This window comes from Pantoea sp. X-Soil-TKNS-1207, assembly GCF_059730485.1.
In genome coordinates this window covers 449982-471109 of the sequence record NZ_AP035958.1, presented here as the reverse complement: position 1 = coordinate 471109, position 21128 = coordinate 449982, and the positions used below count along the sequence as shown (strand labels likewise).

General features: G+C 59.0%; 19 protein-coding genes. 6 read left to right on the top strand and 13 right to left on the bottom strand.

Translation table 11 applies throughout. The features are described 5' to 3' along the window. Positions 1–5 precede the first annotated feature (5 nt). Together AC6I8V_RS02055 and AC6I8V_RS02050 are read right to left on the bottom strand one after the other, a co-directional pair. Positions 6–929 carry a TIM barrel protein gene (locus tag AC6I8V_RS02055; RefSeq protein ID WP_497844287.1) on the bottom strand — a complete coding sequence of 308 codons (924 nt, stop codon included), beginning with the start codon at positions 927–929 and terminating at the stop codon, positions 6–8. Positions 930–1122: 193 nt separating this feature from the next. Continuing rightward, complete coding sequence (locus AC6I8V_RS02050; protein WP_497844286.1) at positions 1123–2151, bottom strand: LacI family DNA-binding transcriptional regulator; 1029 nt, start codon at positions 2149–2151, stop codon at positions 1123–1125. A gap of 308 nt (positions 2152–2459) precedes the next feature. On the opposite strand from AC6I8V_RS02050, the gene AC6I8V_RS02045 reads away from it, so the two are divergent. Next, positions 2460–3344 (top strand): sugar phosphate isomerase/epimerase family protein, encoded by an 885-nt coding sequence (locus AC6I8V_RS02045; RefSeq protein ID WP_497844285.1) that lies wholly within the window; start codon positions 2460–2462, stop codon positions 3342–3344. A 90-nt stretch (positions 3345–3434) separates the two neighbouring features. Here AC6I8V_RS02045 and AC6I8V_RS02040 read toward each other — a convergent pair whose 3' ends face one another. Beyond that, positions 3435–4445, bottom strand: coding sequence for a Gfo/Idh/MocA family oxidoreductase (locus tag AC6I8V_RS02040; RefSeq protein ID WP_497844284.1), 1011 nt, complete (start codon positions 4443–4445; stop codon positions 3435–3437). A 101-nt stretch (positions 4446–4546) separates the two neighbouring features. Here AC6I8V_RS02040 and AC6I8V_RS02035 point away from each other — a divergent pair, with 101 nt between their 5' ends. The 3 genes from AC6I8V_RS02035 to AC6I8V_RS02025 all read left to right on the top strand — a co-directional run bounded on the left by AC6I8V_RS02035 (position 4547) and on the right by AC6I8V_RS02025 (position 6839). Next, complete coding sequence (locus AC6I8V_RS02035; RefSeq protein ID WP_497844283.1) at positions 4547–5566, top strand: LacI family DNA-binding transcriptional regulator; 1020 nt, start codon at positions 4547–4549, stop codon at positions 5564–5566. Between the two features lie 101 nt (positions 5567–5667). Then, entirely contained in the window at positions 5668–6549 is an 882-nt protein-coding gene (gene yghU, locus AC6I8V_RS02030) for a glutathione-dependent disulfide-bond oxidoreductase (protein WP_497844282.1), read from the top strand. Further along, entirely contained in the window at positions 6549–6839 is a 291-nt protein-coding gene (locus tag AC6I8V_RS02025; RefSeq protein ID WP_497844281.1) for a DUF1330 domain-containing protein, read from the top strand. Before yghU ends, AC6I8V_RS02025 begins: the two co-directional genes overlap by 1 nt. Before the next feature lie 74 nt (positions 6840–6913). Here the strand turns inward: AC6I8V_RS02025 and AC6I8V_RS02020 are convergent, their stop codons facing one another. The 3 genes from AC6I8V_RS02020 to AC6I8V_RS02010 all read right to left on the bottom strand — a co-directional run bounded on the left by AC6I8V_RS02020 (position 6914) and on the right by AC6I8V_RS02010 (position 9708). Beyond that, on the bottom strand, positions 6914–7831 hold the full coding sequence (locus tag AC6I8V_RS02020) for a substrate-binding domain-containing protein (protein ID WP_497844280.1): 918 nt from the start codon (positions 7829–7831) through the stop codon (positions 6914–6916). 78 nt (positions 7832–7909) lie between these two features. After that, the gene (locus AC6I8V_RS02015; RefSeq protein ID WP_497844279.1) at positions 7910–8689 is read right to left on the bottom strand and encodes a TIM barrel protein; all 780 of its coding nucleotides are present in this window, start codon (positions 8687–8689) and stop codon (positions 7910–7912) included. Further along, positions 8689–9708, bottom strand: coding sequence for a Gfo/Idh/MocA family oxidoreductase (locus AC6I8V_RS02010; protein WP_497844278.1), 1020 nt, complete (start codon positions 9706–9708; stop codon positions 8689–8691). The genes AC6I8V_RS02015 and AC6I8V_RS02010 overlap by 1 nt, the downstream gene beginning before the upstream one ends. A gap of 196 nt (positions 9709–9904) precedes the next feature. On the opposite strand from AC6I8V_RS02010, the gene AC6I8V_RS02005 reads away from it, so the two are divergent. Then, a complete protein-coding gene (locus AC6I8V_RS02005; RefSeq protein WP_497844277.1) occupies positions 9905–11881 on the top strand; it encodes a sigma-54-dependent Fis family transcriptional regulator in 1977 nt (658 codons plus the stop codon). 52 nt (positions 11882–11933) lie between these two features. Here AC6I8V_RS02005 and AC6I8V_RS02000 read toward each other — a convergent pair whose 3' ends face one another. The 4 genes from AC6I8V_RS02000 to AC6I8V_RS01985 all read right to left on the bottom strand — a co-directional run bounded on the left by AC6I8V_RS02000 (position 11934) and on the right by AC6I8V_RS01985 (position 16670). Continuing rightward, a complete protein-coding gene (locus tag AC6I8V_RS02000; RefSeq protein ID WP_497844276.1) occupies positions 11934–12611 on the bottom strand; it encodes an SDR family NAD(P)-dependent oxidoreductase in 678 nt (225 codons plus the stop codon). Then, entirely contained in the window at positions 12611–13792 is a 1182-nt protein-coding gene (locus AC6I8V_RS01995; RefSeq protein ID WP_497844275.1) for a sialidase family protein, read from the bottom strand. Before AC6I8V_RS01995 ends, AC6I8V_RS02000 begins: the two co-directional genes overlap by 1 nt. Before the next feature lies 1 nt (position 13793). Continuing rightward, the gene (locus AC6I8V_RS01990) at positions 13794–15215 is read right to left on the bottom strand and encodes a sodium:solute symporter family protein (RefSeq protein ID WP_497844274.1); all 1422 of its coding nucleotides are present in this window, start codon (positions 15213–15215) and stop codon (positions 13794–13796) included. Positions 15216–15764: 549 nt separating this feature from the next. Then, entirely contained in the window at positions 15765–16670 is a 906-nt protein-coding gene (locus AC6I8V_RS01985; protein WP_497844273.1) for a LysR family transcriptional regulator, read from the bottom strand. Positions 16671–16755: 85 nt separating this feature from the next. On the opposite strand from AC6I8V_RS01985, the gene AC6I8V_RS01980 reads away from it, so the two are divergent. Further along, positions 16756–17826 carry a tartrate dehydrogenase gene (locus tag AC6I8V_RS01980; protein WP_497844272.1) on the top strand — a complete coding sequence of 357 codons (1071 nt, stop codon included), beginning with the start codon at positions 16756–16758 and terminating at the stop codon, positions 17824–17826. Between the two features lie 170 nt (positions 17827–17996). Here AC6I8V_RS01980 and AC6I8V_RS01975 read toward each other — a convergent pair whose 3' ends face one another. From AC6I8V_RS01975 to AC6I8V_RS01965, 3 genes are all read right to left on the bottom strand, one after another. Next, a complete protein-coding gene (locus AC6I8V_RS01975) occupies positions 17997–19328 on the bottom strand; it encodes a glycoside hydrolase family 28 protein (protein WP_497844271.1) in 1332 nt (443 codons plus the stop codon). Between the two features lie 79 nt (positions 19329–19407). Further along, the gene (locus tag AC6I8V_RS01970) at positions 19408–20223 is read right to left on the bottom strand and encodes a carbohydrate ABC transporter permease (RefSeq protein WP_497844270.1); all 816 of its coding nucleotides are present in this window, start codon (positions 20221–20223) and stop codon (positions 19408–19410) included. After that, complete coding sequence (locus AC6I8V_RS01965) at positions 20223–21095, bottom strand: carbohydrate ABC transporter permease (protein ID WP_497844269.1); 873 nt, start codon at positions 21093–21095, stop codon at positions 20223–20225. Before AC6I8V_RS01965 ends, AC6I8V_RS01970 begins: the two co-directional genes overlap by 1 nt. Positions 21096–21128: the final 33 nt, after the last annotated feature.

The window sequence follows — 21128 nt, the reverse complement described above, 5'->3', positions numbered from 1 at the left end:
TTTCCTCAGAATCCGACCGATTGCAGATAGTGCAGGCTGGCGGTCACGTCACGCAGACTGGTGTCGGCATGGCGCGGGTCACGCTCCTGTTCGATGGTGATCCAGCCCTGATAGTTGCGCTCCGCGAGGAAGGCACGTACCGCCGGATAATCAATCGCCCCCTGACCTATCGGGCACATCACGCCCTCGGCACAGGCGGCAAAGAAGTCGACGCCGCGCGCAATCACATCGCGCCATACCGCGTCGTTCACGTCTTTGAAGTGCAGGTAATCGATGCGATCCCAGTAGCGATCCAGCGAGGAGATCGGGTCCATGCCCGAGTAGTACAAGTGGCCGGTATCCAGGCACAGGCCAGCCACCTCGTGCGGGATGTCCTGCGCCAGCTGCGCCAGCTCGTCGGCGAACTCGATACAGCCACCGGCATGGGGATGGATCACCGCGCGCACGCCATAGTCGTTGCGGGCGATCTGGCTCAGGATGGTGATGTGCTGCATCATCCGCTGCCAGTCATCGGCGGACAGACGCGGCGCCAGATCCGACTGGCCGGCATAGCGCGCGCGTTCCGGGTTGCCGAAATCGATAATCACCAGATACGGCGCCGGTTTATTCACGCCGTGGGTTTTCGCTGCGGTCGGCACACGGGACAGGTTGCGGCAGATGTTATGGGTCAGTTCCACCAGCGCCGGGAAATTGGCTTCGCTTACCAGGTCGTCAAACAGGGTGCCCGCCACCAGCGACAGGTCATGCTGCTCCAGCTGCTGACGCAGCTCGCTGGCTTCGACCGGCAGATAACTCCACGGACCCAGTTCGATACTTTGGTAACCCGCCTGCGCCGCTTCGCTCAGGACTTTCTGCCACGGCGGCAGGAAGGGGTTTTTCGGATCATCAACGCCCCAGCTACAGGGCGCATTGGCGATATGGATAGTCATGATCGGTCCTTGCTGTGATTGATGCAGCAAGTATCAAATGAAAATTTCATCTACAACAACCATGAAACATTCATTTTTTGATAGCGATCATATTATTTTTTATCATTTAAATGATAGATTTTCTATCATAAAACGCGATAAATCGCGCCGCTACGGGATGTGCCGTCATTTATCGCGCGTTTTTCCCGCGCCGTTACAGATTCTCTCGCGTGACAATATCGAACGGCAGCGTCACCTGGGAAAAATGTGCGCCGCGCTCCGCCTGACGTTGTTGCAGGATACGCACCAGCGTCTCTGCCAGATCCTCAATACGGTGGCGCAGCATCACGGTGATGGTGCCATCAATCAGGGCCAGATCGCCGTCGCTGATCGGACCGTGACAGATCAACGCGACCCTGCGCTGCGGCTGCTCACGCAGGGCGCGGATCACGCCTTCAACTCCGCCGCAGGGCGCATAAATCAACGCCAGATCGGTATGTTCGTTCAGCAGGCGATGCGCCGCCTGATAACCGCCTTCGATGGATTCATGGGTTTTTAATGGCTCCAGCACCCGGCGCGTGCTGTCCTGCTCGCGCAGATAGGAGCGGAAACTGATTTCGCAACTTTCCTGGCAGGTAAAACGGTGGTCGCCCACCAGCACCGCCACCGGTCCCGGCTGATGCAGCAGATGGGTTGCCATCCAGCCTGCGGTACGCCCGGCTTTTTGGTTATCCAGCCCGAAGTAGCCCGCGTGGCCGCAGGGCGAGAAGTCGGAAAACAGCGCATAAACCCGGACGCCCTGGCGCGATACGCTCTCAATCGCACGGCGGATCAGCGGATGGTCGAGCGCCACCAGGCCAATGGCATCGACCTGTGGCGCCAGCGCGTGCAGCGACGCCACCACCGCCTCCACATCATCAATATCGTGCCAGCAAAACTGCGGTTCGCTGCCAGCCGGATGCAGCGGCTGCGCCTGATGGCGCAGTGCCTCGGTCAGCGAATGATAAAACGAATAGCTTTTCGCCAGCAGGATAAACCCCATGCGCAGGCTAACGGCAGGCGCAGCCTGCTCGCTGCTGCGTAGCGGCGTCAGTCCGGTGTGATAACCGAGGCTCTGCGCGGCTTCCAGTACCTTCTGCTCAGTGGCGGCACGTACCGGCGCGCGGCGGTTGATCACACGGTCAACCGTGGCAACGCCAACCCCGGCAGCCGCCGCGATGGCGTTCATGGTGATTTTACTCATCAGGCATCCCCGAAATAAATGATAGAAAACTTATCAAAAATAATGCCTCAGGCGCAGAAAAAGTGCCAATCACGCGTGAAGAAAATCGCCATGCCTGATAGAGAACCTCTCATTAGTTTGATCGATCTCGCAAAAATGAAATGAATAATCTCTCGTAAATATCATTCGGAATAAATGTTTGATACTTATTTTTGCCGACGACATCTGAGGCCCGGTTGATGGATTTGCATCAGCAAAGCGTTAGAGCCGTCCCGATGGCCTTTCTATAGTGGTGGAAGAAAGTCCGGCTTAACGCGCAGGAGAACACAATGAAAATCGCTTTTGACGTGGATGTAATCCGGGATTTGGGCATCACCCGCATGGTGCATCAGGTCGCGGAATGGGGTTACAGGTACATCGAACAGTCGCCGCATCCGCAAATCAATCCGTTCTATAAACACCCGAAAGCCAGCCGGGAAATCATGACGGAATATAAAAACGCGCTGCGTTCCACCGGCCTGGAGATCTCCTCGTTTATCGTGGTGTATCGCTGGTCCGGCCCGGATGAAGCGCGCCGTCAGGCAGCCGTGAAGAACTGGAAACGCATGATTGAGATCGCGGTGGAGATGGGCGTACCGGTGATCAACACCGAGCTGTCCGGCAATCCGAACGAGCCGGAAATTTGCGAAGAGATGTTCTACCGCTCAATGGAAGAACTGCTGCCGATTATCGAACGGGAAGGCATTCGCGTGGAAATTCAGGCGCATCCGTGGGATTTCTGCGAAGAGAGCAACGAAACCGCCGATATCGTGAAGTCGTTTCGCAGCGATCATGTGAAGTATATCTACAGCGCGCCGCATACCTTCTTTTACGACAAAGGCAAAGGCGACGTGAAGAACATGCTGCATTATGCCGGTGATGACCTGTCGCATATGCTGATCGCCGATACCATGAACCACACCAAACATTGCCGCTATATCGTCAACCCACCGGGCGTAGACGCCACCATCCACCAGCATGTGGGCGTGGGCGAAGGCGAGGTTAATTTCGATGCGCTGTTTGCCGCCTTACGTGAGATGGATTTCGCCAACCGTAACTTTAAGGTGGGCGGGGAATCGATTATCTCTGCGGCGCTGTTCGGCTATCCCGAAAAGATGAAGTATCAGGCAGTCGAGACCCGCGAATTGATTGAGCGTGAGTTGTTAAGCAATTAAACCGGGTAGGGTATCCCGGAACGGAGAGAAGTCTGGTCGGTGTAAATACCGACCCTGCCCCTTCTCGCAGGGTCGGATTCATACGCACCTTCAGTCCGCAGCGAACTCAACCGCCACAAACTCCCCGCGCGTTAACGACAGCTGTGCCGCCTCGGCAATCGCCTGCGCGCGCAGGCCATCCCGCAGCCCCGGCAATCCCGCCACCGTTTCCCCCGCCATCTGCCGCACAAACGCGTCCAGATGCTGGTAGTAGGTTTCACGTACCCGGCTGAACCAGTCGGCATATAACCCCGGCTGAGTAATCCCCTGCCCGTGATACCGCGTGACGCCGCGCATCGACTGGCTTTCCGATGCCAGCATCCCGTCGCTGCCCATCACGCTGATGCGTTCGTCATAGCCGTAAGCGGTGCGCCGCGTGTTATCCAGCTGCGCCAGCGCGCCCTGCTGCATACGCATAATCAACACCGAAGTATCGACATCGACACCGTGCAGCTCCGGCATCGCCAGCGCGGCGCCCATCGCCCCCACGGTTGTCACTTCATCGTCGGTCAGCCAGCGCAGCAGATCGAAGAAGTGGATCGCCTGATCGCGCATCTGCCCGCCTGACGCCTGCAAATAGCTGAGCGGTGGCAGTACAGAAGCACGGCACACCATCTGGATCAGCTCGGCGCGTCCAATCACCCCCTGCTGCAACTGCGCTTTCAGCTGCTGATGGCTGTGGTCAAAACGCCGGTTGAAACCAACGGTGACGGGCACCTGAAGCGGCGAGATGTTCTCCACCGCCTCCCGCGCCCGTGCGAGGGACAAATCGATCGGTTTTTCGCAGTACACCGCCTTACCCGCCCTCACCGCCTGTTCCAGCAATGCCGCATGGGTCGGGGTGGCGCTGGCGATCAGCACCCCATCAATGGCATCGCTGGCGAGCGCCTGTGCCACGCTGGCGGCGGTGGCACCATAGCGCTGCGCCACCGCCTCCGCACGCGAGGCGTCAAGATCGCATACCATCGCCAGCGTCACGCCGGGATGCGCGGCCAGATTCCCGGCATGGACCTGACCAATAAAACCACTACCAATCAAGGCAAAACGTTGCGGTGACCGCATGGCAATTCTCCTGTTTGTTCACACTTCAGAGGTGGCATCCTTGTCAAAATAGCCGGATCTGGCAGGCTGTCTGAACGCGGTTTTTGATGGAATTCACTCAGATGAAAGCAATAACGCTGGCCGAACTGGCGAAGCGTGCCGGTGTGGGCGTTGCCACGGTGGACCGGGTCCTGAACGAGCGTGGCGGCGTCTCACCGGCGATGACCAAAAAAGTATTACAACTCGCGCGTGAAGCCGGGTTAAAACGCATTCTGCCGGAGGAGCATCGCCACCCGTGGCAGATTGAAGTGCTGCTGAGCGGCAACGGTTCGTTTTTCTTCCAGCAGCTGGCGCAGGATTTCGCCACCCTCGCCGATGAACTCGGCTATCGCCGCCTGCGGCTGCATCGCACCCTGATCCCGGAAAACGCCCCTGAGAAGCTGGCTGCGCATATCGAAGCCAGCAGCAAAAAAATGGATGCGCTGATTGTTTTCGCCCATGAGAACCCCCTGATCTATCAGGCGCTGGCGCGTTGCCGGGAACGCGGTGTCCCCGTAATCACCATGGTGACCGACCTGCCCGACGCCGCGCGCTTGTGCCATGTCGGCATCGATCAATACAAAGCCGGACGCACCGCCGGCCTGATGCTGGGCAGCATGTTGTCGCAGCCGGGTGAGGTGGTGCTGGTCAGTGGTCGCGCCGATTATCGCGCCCATCGGCAGCGCATCGAAGGGTTCCAGACTGTGCTGGCGCAGCGCTTCCCGCAGCTGCGCCTCAACGCCATTCTCGCCGGACAGGATGAGCGCGAGCGCATCAGCCGTCTGCTGGAGAAAGCGCTGGCGGGATCGAAACAGATTGTCGGCCTCTACAATACCGGCATGGGCAACACACAGATTTATGAGGCGCTGGCGCGCCATCGCCTGAGCGGCAAAGTGGTGTATATCACCCATGAACTCTATGCCACCACGCGTCAGCTGCTGGAGAAGCAGGTGCTGACACTAACCCTCGATCAAAACACCCTGCGCCATGCGCAGCTGGCGCTGACGCTGCTGCTGCGTCACCTGGAGGAGGGCGAGCAGCCGGAAACCTATCAGCCCGGCAAAGTGGACTTTATGCTATTTACGCAAGAGAACTTTGCATAACCGGACTTTGCATTTCACCGCCAGCGCGGTTAAATCGCCTGTGACCCTGCCTGCTACACTCAGTAGCAGCAAAAAATGCAATCACAACAAGGCGAAATATTATGTCGGAGCATCAGTATCAACCTGCGAAAGTCTGGACCTGGGACCCGGAAGCCAAAGGCAACGGCGCGAAAACTAACCGTCCGTTTGCCGGCCCCACGCATGAGAAAACTCTGCCGGTAGGCAAACATCCGTTGCAGCTTTATTCGCTCGGCACCCCCAACGGCCAGAAAATTACCATCCTGCTGGAAGAACTGCTGGCAATCGGCGTGCAGGAAGCCGAGTACGATGCCTGGCTGATCCGCATCGGCGATGGCGATCAGTTCTCCAGCGGCTTCGTTGAGGTCAACCCGAACTCCAAAATCCCGGCGCTGCGCGACCATTCGGTCACCCCGCCGCTACGCGTGTTCGAATCCGGCAATATCCTGCTGTACCTCGCGGATAAATTCGGCCATTTCCTGCCGAAAGAGCTTGCCGGTCGCACTGAAGCACTCAACTGGCTGTTCTGGTTGCAGGGGTCTGCGCCTTACCTCGGCGGCGGTTTCGGCCACTTCTATTTCTATGCGCCGGAAAAAATTGAGTACGCCATCAACCGTTTCACCCTCGAAGCCAAACGTCAGCTCGACGTGCTGGATCGTCAGCTGGCAGATCACCGCTACCTGGCCGGTGATGAGTACAGCATCGCCGATATCGCCACCTGGGCGTGGTACGGCAACCTGGTGCTGAACGATCAATACAGCGGTGCGGAGTTCCTTGATGTGCAGTCGTATCAACATCTGCTGCGCTGGGCGAAAGAGATTGCGCAGCGTCCGGCTGTGATTCGCGGGCGCAAGGTTAACCGTGCGTTTAATGCCGCCCCGGAAGACCAGCTGCTGGAACGCCATGACGCATCCGATTTTGATACCAACACCGAAGACAAGCGTCAGGCACGGGGAGAGAAATAATGAGCGCATATGTCATCTTTATCCGCGATGAAACCCTGAACGACAGCGAAATGGCGACTTACGCGCAGCAAGCCGATCAGGCCCGTGGCGATCATCCGCTGAAGGCGCTGGCCTTTTACGGCGCGCTGGAAACGCTGGAAGGCCCGGAGGCGGAAGGCGTGGTGGTGCTGGAGTTTCCGGACGTGGATGCGGCCAAAGGCTGGTATCACAGCCCGGCCTATCAGCAAGCGAAAGAGCATCGTCTGAAAGGGGCGAAATATCGCGTGCTGCTGGTACAGGGCGTGGCGTAAGCCGGTGTGGTAGCGGCGCGATGTAGCGCGCAGGTTTTTAGCCAGGCCGGGAATGATCCCGACCTGGCTGAGGATTAATTTGCTGCAACAAACTGCGTGTAATTCTCTGGGGTAATGGTTTTATACGGTACCCAGTTGTAAACCTGAACTTTCTGTTTATCCAGCAGCGCTTTTGTCACCTGTACCGCGCCGGTAGCCTGGCCTTTAGCATCCTGGAAAATGGTCAGCGCCATCTTGCCGTTCTTCACGAACTGCTGCCCGTCTGGCGTGCCATCAATACCCGCTACCAGGATCTTTTCATTCTTCGCCTGGCTGAGCGCCATAATCGCACCAATCGCCATCTCATCGTTGTTGGCAGCAATAGCATCAATCGGACGCTGGTTCAGCAGCCAGCTTGACACCACATCCACCGCTTCGTTGCGCTGCCATTTGGCGCTTTGCTTCTCCACCACCTTCATATCTTTATATTTGGCGATCACCGCTTCCACCGCACGGGTGCGTTCACGCGCTTCTTCGTTCGACAGCGCGCCCATCAGAATCGCCACGTTGCCACGGTAATTCATGCGTTTCGCCAGCGCTTCCATCTGCATTTCACCGCCCAGCGCCGAATCGGAACCGACATACGCCATATCCGCAGGCAACTTCACCTCAGGTTTACGGTTGACGAAAATCAGCGGAATCCCGGCGTTTTTCGCGGCGGTGATCATCGGTAACACGCCCTGGGTATCTACCGGGTTAAGGATGATGGCATCCACGCCCTGGTTGATAAAGTCGTCCACCTGCTGCACCTGCAACGCCACATCGCCTTTGGCATCAACAAACTGGCCATTCAGCTGGTTCGCCTTCAGTTCCGCCACCATCTGGGTACGCAGAATCGAGACGAAGTTAAGGTCGAAATTCGCCAGCGCCACCCCAACAGTGAAGGTCTTGGCGCTGACACCCAGGCTAAACAACATTGCACAGAGTGTTATAATTAACGTTCTGATTTTCATGATTAAATCCTGTAGGGTTAAGATATTATTGTGATGTTCTATTGCCGGGTAACAGGCAAATACCCGGCGGGATAACGCTTATAAACTGAAGTGATCGCGGAACTGTTGCAGTGCGGCGGTGCTGTCGCCACTGGCCCAGCCCTCCATCGCCACCGTGCCCTGATAACCAATATCGTGCAGCGCACGGGCAATAGCGCGATAGTTGATTTCACCGGTGCCCGGCTGCTGACGGCCCGGTACATCCGCCACCTGGATCTCACCGATCGCCGGGCCAGCACGGCGGATCAGTTCAATCAGATTGCCTTCGCCGATCTGCGCGTGATAAAGATCGAGGTTCATCTTCAGCGCCGGGCTGTTGACCGCTTCCACCAGCGCCAGGGTATCGGCGGCCAGTGCGAACGGCGTGCCGGGATGGTCAACCGGCAGATTCAGGTTCTCCAGCGTGAATACGCGTCCGGCGCGTTCGCCAAGCTGCGCCACTTTACGCAGCGTGTCGGCCGCTTTCAGCCACATCGCCCCGGTCACCACCTCCACCGGCTTCACCGGCAGACCTTTGTCGTCCAGTCCGGTGCCATGCAGGTTCAGCCCTGGACAGTTTAGCCGCTCCGCCACCGCCAGTGAGGCTTCGGCGCTTTGCAGCAGCTGGGCGATCTCATCGTCATCCGTCAGGTTGCCGGTCAGATAGCCGGTCATCGAGGTAAAGCGCGCGCCGGTAGCCGCCAGCGCATCGATGTCTTTATTTGCCCAGCCCCAGATTTCGACGCCAAAACCCAGCGCGTGAATACGTTTTACGCGTTCGATAAAAGGCAGGTCGAGAAACACCATTTCGGCACAAACGGAAAGTTGATAGCTGGCCATTAACGCGCTCCCAGTTTGATTGGCTGACCCTGCTTAACGGATTCGATGCAGGCCAGCGCGATTTCCAGCGCATTGCGTGCATCTTCGCCGGTGGCGCGTGGGGTTTCGCCGCTGCGGATGCAATGGGCGAACTCGGTCATCTCGGCAACATAGGCGTCGCGCAGCAGATCGGTATCCATGCGTGAGGTTTCTACCGCGATACCGCCCTCGTGGTAGCGCACGCTGTTGTTCAGATTGATATTGCCTGCCTGGAACATGCCTTTGCTGCCAAACACTTCGCCGCGCACGTCATAGCCGTAGACCGCCTGGAAGTTGGCTTCGGCGGTGGCAATCGCGCCATTGTCGAAACGGATGGTCACCACCGAAGTGTCCAGCAGCCCTTTGTCTTTGAAGTCCGGGCGTACCAGCGCATCGGCCAGCGCGTAGACTTCTACCGGCTTCGCACCGGGGTTGAAGTGCAGCAGCGTGTCGAAATCGTGGATTAAGGTTTCCAGGTAGATAGTCCAGGGTGGAATCGGTGCCGGATCGCGCAGTGCCGGATCGCGCGTTACTGAACGGCTCAACTGCGTGGTGCCATTCTCTCCGGCTTTCACCGCCGCGATCGCTGCGGCGAAGCCTGAGACAAAGCGACGATTAAAGCCAACCTGCAACACCACGCCCGCCTCTTTGGCGGCGCTGATGGCGCGATCCGCCTCTTCCAGCGTTACCGCCATCGGTTTTTCGCAGAACACATGCTTACCCGCACGCGCAGCGGCAATCACCAGCTCAGCATGGCTACGCGCCGGGGCCGCAATCGCCACCGCATCGATATTTTTATCATCCAGCAGCGCCTGCAAATCGCTGTAGGCGGTGCTGACGCCGAGACGATCGGCCAGCTTCTGTGCCGCACCCGGCTGCGGATCGGCCACGGCCGCGAGGGTCGCGCCCGGTACACGCCACGCCAGATTTTCCGCATGGAAGCTGCCCATACGGCCTGCGCCAATCAGGCCAACGCGAATCTTTGGAGAAGGAAAACTCATTGCTAACTCCTTGTTATGTAGGGTGTGCCCCTGGGGGACACGAATATGGGGAAGATATTGCAAAGCTGATGCCAACTTAAAAGCGCAGGAATTTGTGAGGCATAACACAGATGCAGCTCACAAAGTGGAAACAAAATTTACATGTCAACTTAACATGTAAATAAAATGGACATTCCATAAGTGACCGGAGTGCGTTATGCGATCCCTGAGTGAACAATTACCGTTCAAAGATGAGAGCGATCCAATCTTCAGCCTGCCTGGCGGTACGGAAGTCGGCGACTGGGATAATTTGTTGCGGCAGGGCTGGCACAGCTTTCAGCGCGGTGAACAACCCGGCTGGATGCGGCACAGCATTTTGCAATCGTGGCAACGGTCGCAGCAGCGCAACATCGATCCTGAGGTGTTTTGCTATATCTGCCCGCCGCCAGAGGAGCTGGCGGCGATCCTTGAACACAACGCCGAGCTGATCCATGTCGCGCGCAGCATTATGGAGAACCTGCTGGCGTATAACCCGGATGGGCATATCAACCTGACCGATGCGCAGGGGGTGACGCTGCATTTTTGCGGCGCGGATATGACGCCGGTCGGCAGCATTCTGCGCGAGGAGGTGCTCGGCACCAACTGCACCGCCCGCTGCCTGATTGAACAGCGGCTGGTGTATGTGCTGAGCGGCGAGAACTGGAAATTCGCCCTGCGCAAACGCCATCGCCAGTGCGCCGCCGCGCCGGTGCGTGACGCCAGCGGCCAGCTGATTGGCGTGCTGACCCTGACCGCCACGCCGGACAACTTCAACGCGCACACGCTGGGCACGGTACAGGCGGCGGCGGAAGCGGTCGGGCAGCAGCTGATGCTGCGCCGCCTGCTGGCCGAGCAGCAATCGATCCTCGAAACCCTGAATGAAGGGGTGATCGTCTGCGATCGCCACGGCCGGATCAAAACCCTGAACCGCTATGCGCGCCAGATCTTCAGCGGGCTGGATCCGGATGCCGGTCCGATTGACGTGCTGCTCCAGCCGCAGGGCGGATCGCTGCTTACCATGCCGTTCTGCAACGACCGTGAGCTGCAACTGATGCCGGATGGCATCCAGCCGATTTCCTGCCTGATTTCACTGATGCCCGCGCCCGACGGCGGCCGCGTGCTGTCGCTGCGCGAGAATCAGCGTATCCGCGCCATTACCCGTCGCGTGATGGGTGTCAGCGCCAGTTACACCTTCGAGATGATTCGCGGCCATGCGCCACGGGTACAGCAGGCGATCCAGAAAGCGCGCGCCAGCAGCCGCACCGACAGCACAGTGCTGCTGACCGGCGAGAGCGGCACCGGTAAGGAGTTGTTTGCCCAGGCGATCCATAACGCCAGCCCGCGACAGCAGGAGGCGTTTATCGCCATCAACTGCGGCGCGCTGCCGCGCGATCTGGTGCAGAGCGAGCTGTTTGGTTATGTCGATGGCGCCTTTACCGGCTCCCGACGCGGCGGTTCTGCCGGGAAATTCGAACTGGCCGATGGCGGCACGCTGTTTCTGGATGAGATCGGCGAGATGCCGCTGGAGGCGCAGACCAGCCTGCTGCGCGTGTTGCAGGAGAGTGAGGTGCTGCGCATTGGCGCGGCTAATCCGCTGAAGGTCAATGTGCGCATTATCGCCGCCACCCACTGCAACCTGCTGGATGCGGTGGAGAAAGGCGCGTTCCGCCGCGATCTCTTCTATCGCCTGAATGTGGTCTCGCTGGAGATCCCACCGCTGCGCGAACGTCAGGAGGATATTCCCGGCCTGGTGAATACCTTTATTCTGGCGCTGTGCGCCCGGCTGAAACGCATTGCCCCCCAGGTCTCGCCGGAGGCGATGCGCTGTTTGCAGGCGTGGCCGTGGCCGGGCAACGTGCGCGAGCTGGAGAACCTGGTCGAGCGGATGGTGAATTTATGCGAAGGGCTGGAGATCGATCTGCCGGATCTGCCGGATGAGATGGTGCGCACCCAGCCACCGGCGATGGTTAGCGGATCGCTCTCGTCATTGCAGGAGAATGAACGCCAGCATGTGTTGCAAGTGGTGGGTGAGCAAAAAGGCAATCTGCGCCAGTCCGCGCAGCTGCTGGGGATTTCCCGCACCGCGTTGTATAACAAGCTGAATCAGTGGGAGGTGGATGTGGGGGCGCTGCGTCGGGGGAATGGTGCGGCCTGATGCCCTCACCCTAACCCTCTCCCGCAAGACGGGAGAGGGTATCAATGCGCACTTACAACGACGCCCCGCCGCAAATCACCAGTTCCTGACCGGTGATGGCGTCTGCGGCAGGTGACAGTACAAACCCCGCCAGCGCGGCGACCTCTTCCGGCTGGATATAACGCCCGATCGGCGGCAGTTTTGGTGGCGAGCTGGCGCGTCCCGGTTGCAGCAGCATCGGCGTTTCCGTCGCACCCGGCGCAATCACATTCACCGTAATCCCCTGCGGAGCCAGCTCGGCCGCCCAGCTGCGCGCCATCCCCACCATCGCCGCTTTGGTGCTGACGTACTGGCTGCGCCCCGCCGCGCCGCGTGACGTGCGGCTGCCAATCAGCAGGATACGGTCGCCCTGCTGCATCTGCGGTTGCAGCGCATTCGCCATGATCTGCGCCGCCTGCACATGCAGATACCACAGGCGGCTGCTTGCTTCCTCATCCAGATCGCCAAGCGGCGCGGCGGCCATCATGCCCGCCGCATGAACCAGCGCGTCCACTTTTGGCAGTTCCGCCAGCGCCTGCTTCAGCCGCGCGACATCAAACAGATCCACGCTGACCGAAGTGAAACCTGGGTGATCCTTTTGCACCTGGCTACGGCTAAAACCCGTCACCCGCCAGCCCTGCTGCAACAGATGGTCGGCAATGGCCGCGCCTATGCCGGAGCTGACGCCGGTCACCAGCGCATGTCGGTTCATCACGCCCCCCTGACCCACGACTCATCGACGCGCACGTACTTAATCGCCTGACGGTACCAGGTATAGGCGATATGCAACGCGCCATCGTCGCTCTGCTTAATGCTCGGATAGGAGAATTCGCGGTTCAGCTTCTGCTGAGAATTGTTGGTCATGCAGTAGCCATCCCCTTCGTCGAGATTACGCTGCCACGGCCAGCTACGGCCGCCGTCAGTGGAGATCGCCAGCGTCATCGGCGCACGCGGCGCGCCCCAGAACGCGCTGCGACCGTTGTGCGCCAGTGGCTCCGCCGCCACGGCGACCTCGTCTTCATCTTCGATCTCGTCATACAACGACAGACGCCGTTCGCTGGCACCGCTGGCGCTCATGGCATTGAACACCAGCGCCAGATGACCATTCCGCAGGGTGGTGACCTGAATCGATGAGTTGTTGTTCGGCAGCTCCGTCGCCTGCGGCGCGCTCCAGCTTTCGCCACCGTCATCAGATCGGCTTTGGTAGATAAAATCTGCCCAACGGCTGCGATAGAGCGCCAACAGGCTGCCATCCTGCAACAACGTGATATTCATATGCACGCAGCCAAGGCTGTCCGGCACCGCCACATCGCGCCAGCTTTGGCCTTTATCACTGGAGATCTTCACCGCGCTGACATCCTCGTTCCCGACCCATTTTACGCCCGGCTGGGTGCGGCAGTAGAACACCGGCAGCAGCCAGTTGCCGTTGGGCAGCACCACAATCGGCTGGCGGATAAAGGTGCCGGGCTGGTCGAGCAGCGTCTCAATCGCGCTCCAGCTGTGGCCAAAATCACGCGACTGGCGATAGCGCACAATCGCGGTGTCCTGATTGCCGGACTTCTGCGCCGTCCACAGCAGCCACAGCACCTGATCGGGATCGAGAAACAGCACCGGGTTCTGTTCGGATCGCGTGGGATCATCCGACAGCTGCTGCGCTGCGCTCCATTGATCGCTGCCCTGCGTCAGACGCGAGCTATAGACAGAAATATCGGCGATCCCTTCCTGAGTGCCGCCAAACCACACGCACAACAGGTCGCCATTCGGCAGCGGCAGCACATTCGCGGCATGATTTTGCGGACAGACCGATGGCAGCATCGCGGTAAGCTGCTGCGCGTCCTGTGCGTGAGGATGAAGTTGGCCGTTAGGTTCACGGGTCATCATTGCGTCGGTCATATCAGGCTCCACTGTTCTGCATCGTCGGTTTACGGGACTTTTTATCCTGCGTCTGGCGCGACGGGATCAGGCGGTCAATCACCATGACGACCGCCGGGGTGATCAGCGCCACATACATATTGTTGATACCAAAGGGATCGCCCAGCAGATACCACACCGAGGTCACCACGCAGGCGGCGATCAGACCGGCATTGGCGCCACGCGTGCTTTTAAAGAACGGCAGGTAAAAGGCGATGATGGCCACCACCGAAATCGACAGGCGAATGGCGCGGGTGAAGAACGACAGCTTCAGCACTTCCGGCACGAACAGAACGAAGATCAGCGGCAGAAAGCCAATGATCAGCGACAGCCAGCGCGTCATGCGGAATTCGCGTTCCGGCGTGGGATTGCGGTACGGCACGTAAAAATCTTTCACCACCAGCGAAGCAATGGCGAGGGCCACGGTGCTGACGCTGACGAAAATCGAGGCCACCAGCGAGGTGGTGACGATACCGGCCAGCCACGGACTCATATCCTGCAAAAACACCGGCAGCGCATACAGGCTTTTGATATCAGGATGGAGGAATTTCGCCGCCACCCCAATCAGCGCGATGGCGACGGCGATCGGCAGGCAGAAGAAGAACGCCACCCAGGTGGCACGCTTCGCCGCGGCGGCGCTTTTGGTTGAGGCAATCGCCTGAATAACAAACTGGGTGCAGAAGATGGAACCGATGGTACCAATCAGCCAGGCAAAAATGGTGCTGCCGCCGATGTTACCGTCCCAGGTCCAGTAGAAATGCGGCATCTGCTGAATCATCGGGCTGACGCCGCCGGTCATATGCAGGGCAACCCCCAGAATCACCAGAATGCCGATATATTTCAGTCCGCTATGCAGCAAGGTCACCCAGGCGATGCCCTTCATGCCGCCAAACATAAAATAGAAGGTACTGACGATGGCGGTGATAAAGGCGGCGGTGGTGAGATTGAGGTTCAGCACCGTGGAGATGGCGGCGGCGCCGCTGACGTAGTTGCCCACGTTCACCAGCAGCAGCGCGTAGATCATGATCAGTGAAATGATGTTTTTGGTGGAGTTGCCGTAACGTTCGGCAATCGCGCCGGAAATGGTGATTTTGCCGGTGTTGTAGATGCGTTTGACCAGCAGCATTCCAAACAGCGGGAAGCCAATCGCCGCTCCAATCACCGACCAGGAGGCGGCAAAGCCATCCTCAAACGCCGCCTGCGCGGTGCCGATGGTGGATTTTGCGCCGATATATTCAGACATCAGCATCACCCCGACGATAAACGCCGGCATGACGCGCGAGCCTTCCATAAAGTCGCCGTTGTTTTTACTGCGTAAACGCCAGGTAAGCCAGGTGGTAAACAGGATGTAAGCGATCACAATCCCGATAATAATCACCATCCCTTCAGCAGAGAATTGTTTCATTTCAGCCTCATCGATAACGTAGGGTCGTGACACGCACTGGGCTTCACGCGCGCCGTGAGATAAGGGTGGCGTTGTTATATTGGCAGGCGTCTGTGCACCCTGCGCCACCGCTTACGGTAAAATGATTTATATCGCTCAATACAGAGCAGAATCACGCACTGGCAGGGCTACTTTATAGGCGATGGCGCGATGGATTTGTTTGATCATGCTCACAAACAGTCAATGTTGATTACAAATAATCAAACCGTCATCTCTCTTTCGCTCGCGCAGCAGTCAGGAAAAATTACGATGGAAGGCGGAAGTAGCGGCGGGTGCGCTTTCCCGGTCGGCATAAATGCCGCCCCTACAAAAGGGGCAGATTCGTTATGATGCGCTTTGCTGGTCGGCATAAATGCCGACCCTACAAAAGAGGCAGATTCGTTATGGTGCGCTTTGCTGGTCGGCATAAATGCCGCCCCTACAAAAGGGGCAGATTCGTTATGGTGCGCTTTGCTGGTCGGCATAAATGCCGACCCGACAAAAGAGGCGGGTTCGGAGTGGCGCGGTCCTTTACAGCGTCTGCTGCAAAAAATCCACAAAGGCGCTGATGCGCGCCGGAAGCTGGCGTTGCGGCTGCCACACGGCAAAGATATCGCCGTCTGGTGCCGTCCATGCCGGCAGCACATGCAGTAGCTCGCCGCTCTCAATGCTCTCCTGAGCATCCCACCACGAGCGCAGCAGAATGCCGTGTCCATCCTGCGCCAGCAGCATCGCCACCTCGCCGTCATTGGTCACCAGCGTGCCGCGCACTTTTTGCGTCAGCTGCTGCTCGCCATCACTCAGTCGCCACAGCGCGAAATCGCTCTCGTACTGACGCAGCAGGATGCAGTTATGTTGTGCCAGCGCCGCCACGCTGTCTGGCAGGCCGCAGCGTTCCGCGTACGCCGGGGCGCAGCAGAGGACGCGCGGATTGGTGCGGAGCTTGCGCGCCATCAACCGCGCATCGGGCGGCTCGCCGACGCGGATATCAATGTCGATATGGGCGTCGAGGAAATTAAGCGGCTGGCTGCTAAGTTGCAGGCTGAGGGTCAGCTCCGGATGCAGCGCGGCAAAGCGCGACACGCAGCTCGCCACATGGCGGCGGCCAAAACCAAACGAGGCGTTGATATTAAGGGTGCCGCGCAGCACCGCCGTCTGACTGCTGACCGACTCCTCCAGCTCCGCCAGTTGATCGAGCAGCGGACGCGCCCCTTCCAGATAGCGTTTACCCTCCGCCGTCAGTTCCAGCCGTCGCGTGGTGCGGCGCAGCAGCTGCACCCCCAGCCGCAGCTCCAGCTGGCTCAGCCGTTTACTCACCGCCGGTAGCGACAGCCCCAGCTCACGCGCCGCCGCCGTCAGGCTGCCCAGGGTGGCGATACGCACGAAGAACGCCAGATCGTCGGTGGAGGTGCGGGATTCTCTACTTTTATTCAACATTGGCTTGCTGCTCAGGCTAATTATTTCCCCATGAGGCAGAGTTATACTGCGGTCAGAACATCAACAGCAACCTGCGAGAGACCCTATGAGCGGCAAAACATTTAAAATCGCCGTCATCCCTGGCGATGGCATTGGTAAAGAAGTGATGCCGGAAGGCATCCGCGTGATGGATGCGGCAGCAAAAAAATTCAATATCCCGCTGGAGTGGCAATGGTTTGACTTCGCCAGCGCGGAGTACTGGCAGCAGCACGGCAAAATGCTGCCGGATGACTGGTTTGCCACCCTGCAAACTTTTGATGCGATCTACTTCGGCGCGGTGGGCTGGCCGGAAGTGGTGCCGGACCATGTTTCGCTGTGGGGATCGCTGTTGCAGTTCCGTCGCGAGTTTGATCAGTACGTCAACCTGCGTCCGGTGCGTCTGATGCCGGGCGTCAAAGCGCCGCTGGCCAATCGTCAGCCAGGCGATATCGATTTCTACGTGGTGCGTGAAAACACTGAAGGCGAATACTCCAGCGTTGGCGGCACCATGTTCCCCGGCACCGATCGTGAAGTGGTGATTCAGGAAACGGTGATGACGCGGACCGGCGTCGATCGCATCCTGAAGTTTGCTTATGAGCTGGCACAGAAGCGCCCGAAAAAACACCTGACGTCCGCCACCAAATCCAACGGCATCGCCATTACCATGCCGTACTGGGACAGCCGTGTGGAAGCCATGTCGCCCAGCTATCCGGATGTAAAAGTCGACAAATATCATATCGATATTCTTACCGCTAACTTTGTGCTGCACCCGGACTGGTTTGATGTGGTGGTCGCCAGCAACCTGTTCGGCGATATCCTGTCGGATCTCGGCCCGGCCTGTACCGGCACCATCGGTATCGCGCCATCCGCCAATATCAACCCGGAAGGGAAGTTCCCCAGCCTGTTCGAACCGGTACACGGCTCGGCACCGGATATCGCGGGCAAAGGCGTCGCCAACCCGATTGGGCAGATCTGGTGTGGTGCGATGATGCTGGAGCATCTGGGTTATGCCGCAGCCGGTGCGGCGGTGCTGGATGCCATTGAACGCACGCTGGCGGCGGGCAATAGCCTGACGCGTGATCTCGGCGGCAAGGCATCAACGGAGGAGCTGGGTGCGGCCATCGCGGCTGCGCTTTAAGGCCGTCAGTATTGCCGTGCGGGCATTAATAAGGTCGCCATTAATGGCGACCCTACGAGTGCGGTGCGTGCATTATAAGGTCGCCATCAATGGCGACCCGACGAGTGCGGTGCATGCATCAATACGGTCGCCATCAATGGCGACCCGACGATGTGCGATGTACACCAGGATTACGGCAGAATCTGCACTGTTTCGCCATACCAGCCAGCGGGCAACGATTGCGGACGCACAATCGCAAGGTTGTGCAGTTGCAGGTTCTCCACACCCCGCGCGAACAAGCCAGGCAGCCCCTGCGGGTAGGCCGCCACGCCGTACGCCAGCCCGGTCTGGCTGTCCAGCTTATAGGCGTTATCCAGTCCCATGCCGGTCGGCGATGCCGGGTTACACGGCGGACGCACATCGTAATGCCCCTGCTCCGCGTTTGCCGCCACCACCTGACGCAGCTGCACATTACTGATCATCACCTCGCGGATCTGCCCCTGCCGTTCGGCGTGCAGATTGATCGCCCCCTCCATCACCCCGCTGACGTTGCTGAATTGCAGCTGCTCGATGTTGCCGGGGACGATCGCCGGATCGCGGGCGCGCACCGAGACAAACAGCGCATCGGCTTTGCCCCAGTGGCATGGCGGCGCATGGCGACAGGCCAGCGTCAGGTTACTGAATTGCAGCCGGCGGAAACTGCCGCCGTCGCGCGACAGCAGGCCAATCGCCCGGTTGGAATCAAAAATGGTGCAGCCGGTCACGGTGACATCTTCCACGTCATCAAAGGTTTCGGTGCCGATTTTGAACGCGCAGCTGTAGGAACGCAGCAGGCAGTTGCTGATCATAATCTGGCGCGCGGCACGGCGCAGCGGCGCGGGTTTCGCGGTGGTTTTAATGCAGATGGCGTCATCCGCCGCGCTCAGATAGCTGTTGCTGACGAACACCGCTTCGCAGCTGTCGATATCCAGCGCATCGGTGTTCGGCATAGTCATGGCATTATCGATGGTCAGATGGTCGATATGTACATGGCGGCAACTCACCAGATGGACGGTCCACATCGGCGCCTGCACGATGGTGAATTGCTCCAGCGTCACCTGCTCGCAATCCTCGAACACGATGATGCGCGGCCGCTGCGGGCGCGGCAGCCGATAACCCTGCTCATCTTTCTCCGCGGCAAACCAGGCTTCGCCGTCACCGTCGATCACCCCTTTGCCGCTGATGGTGATATTGCGCTGACCGGCGGCGTACAGCAGCACATGCTGCGACAGCTCCGCCTGGCTCTGCGCCAGCTGGTGTTGATAATCGTCGACACGCTGGCTGGCGAGCAGCACGGCCCCCGCCGCCAGATGCAGATTGAGGTCAGAACCGAGCGTGAGGGTGCCGAGCCGGTAGCGCCCCGGCGGCACCGTCAGCGTACCGCCGCCCTGCTGCGCCAGATGATCCAGCGCGCGCTGGAAGCAGGCGGTATCGGGGGTTTCGCCATCGGCGATGGGATAGAAATCAGCCAGTGAAACCTGCATGGGATCCTCCTGAATAGCAGCGTTGCGCTATTGCAACACGCACGCCGCGTTGAAAACCTTTCGCTGATGGACAAGGCGCTTATTTCACTGCGCCTTCGGTCACACCGCTGATAAATTTTCGCTGGAACACCAGGAACACCACCACCAGCGGCAGGATGACGATCATCGCGCCCGCCATCAGCACCGGGATATCAATGGTGTTTTTGTTCTGGAAAAACATCATGCCGATCGGCAGGGTGCGCAGCTCATCTTTGTTCACCAGGATCAGCGGGATCAGGAATTCGTTCCACGTCCAGATAAACAGCAGCAGCGCCAGCGTCGACAGCGTCGGCCAGATGGCGGGCACCAGAATGCCCCACAGGATTTTGCGTCGTGACGCGCCATCCATCACCGACGCCTCCACCAATTCACGCGGCACCTGCTGCAACGCCGTGGCGATCATCAGGGTGGTGAACGGCAGCGACAACGCGATCTGCGGCAGGATCAGCGCCAGATAGGTGTTGGTCAGCCCCATCCAGCGCAGCTCGTGATACAGCGGGATAATAAAGGCCTCGCTCGGCAGCACCATGCCCAGCGCCAGCATCGCCGCCACCAGTTTTTTACCGGGGATCTTCAGCCAGGCAAAGCCAAATCCGGCCAGAATGCCAAGCAGGATGCTGCAAATCACCACCGGGATCACCACCAGCACCGAGTTCATAAAGTAAACGTTGAAGTGGCCCTGCTGCCAGGCGGTGACGTAGTTTTTAAAGTTGAGCGAAGCGGGCAAGGTGAACACGCCCTGGAACAGCTCCATCTGGGTTTTGAATGAGGTCATCAACGCCATCAGAAACGGCATAATGGTCATCAGCGCCACAATCCAGATCAGCGCGCGTGAAGCGATTGGCGTGCCGCGCATCAGTGACGCTCCCGAATAACAAAGTGAATTAACGCGTTGATCAACAACACAATCATCATGCTGAATACCGCCACAGCCGAGGCATAGCCGAAGTAGTGCAGGTCAAAACCCTGCTTATACATAAAGATATTGGTGACCATGGTGGCGGTGCCGGGTCCGCCCTGAGTCATTACGTAGACGAGGTCGAAGGCTTTCAGGCTGGCGATCACCGTCAGCAGCAGCGCAATACGCAACTCCGGGCGCAGCGACGGCAGCGTGATACGCATAAATTTCTGTCGCCGTGAGGAGCCGTCAAGATCGGCAGCCTCCAGCAGCGACGGGTCCATACGCTGCAATCCCGCCATAAACAGCACCAGACAGAAGCCGAAGAAGTACCAGGTGGCAACAAAGCCCACGGCCGGTAACGCCCAGGTGAAGTCGCCCAGCCACGACAACGCCAGCTGCGGCAGGCCAATGGCACGCAGGAACTGGTCAATCGGGCCAAACGCCGGGTTATACAGCCAGCGCCACACCACGCCCAGCACCGCCATCGGCATGATATACGGCAGGAAAAAGAGGATGCGCAGCAGGCTACGCTCCTTGTTGCTGCGCGTTTCATACAGGAAACTGCACAGCAGCAGCCCAACGCCAATCGGCAACAGCGTGTAGAACAACATCAGCAGCGCATTATTGCCCAGCGCCACCCAGAACACCGGATCGCTGAACATACGCATATAGTTGCTGATGCCGGTGAAGATGGGCAGCGAGGTGCCATCCCATTCGGTAAAACTGATGCCCAGCGACGCCAGCAGCGGCAGCAACAGAAAGACCGCGTACACCAGCACCGCGGGCAGCAGATAGAGCGCATTGCGCCAGGCAGATTTGTTCAGCATAACCTTACTCGCTTGCGGTCCGGCATCGCTGCC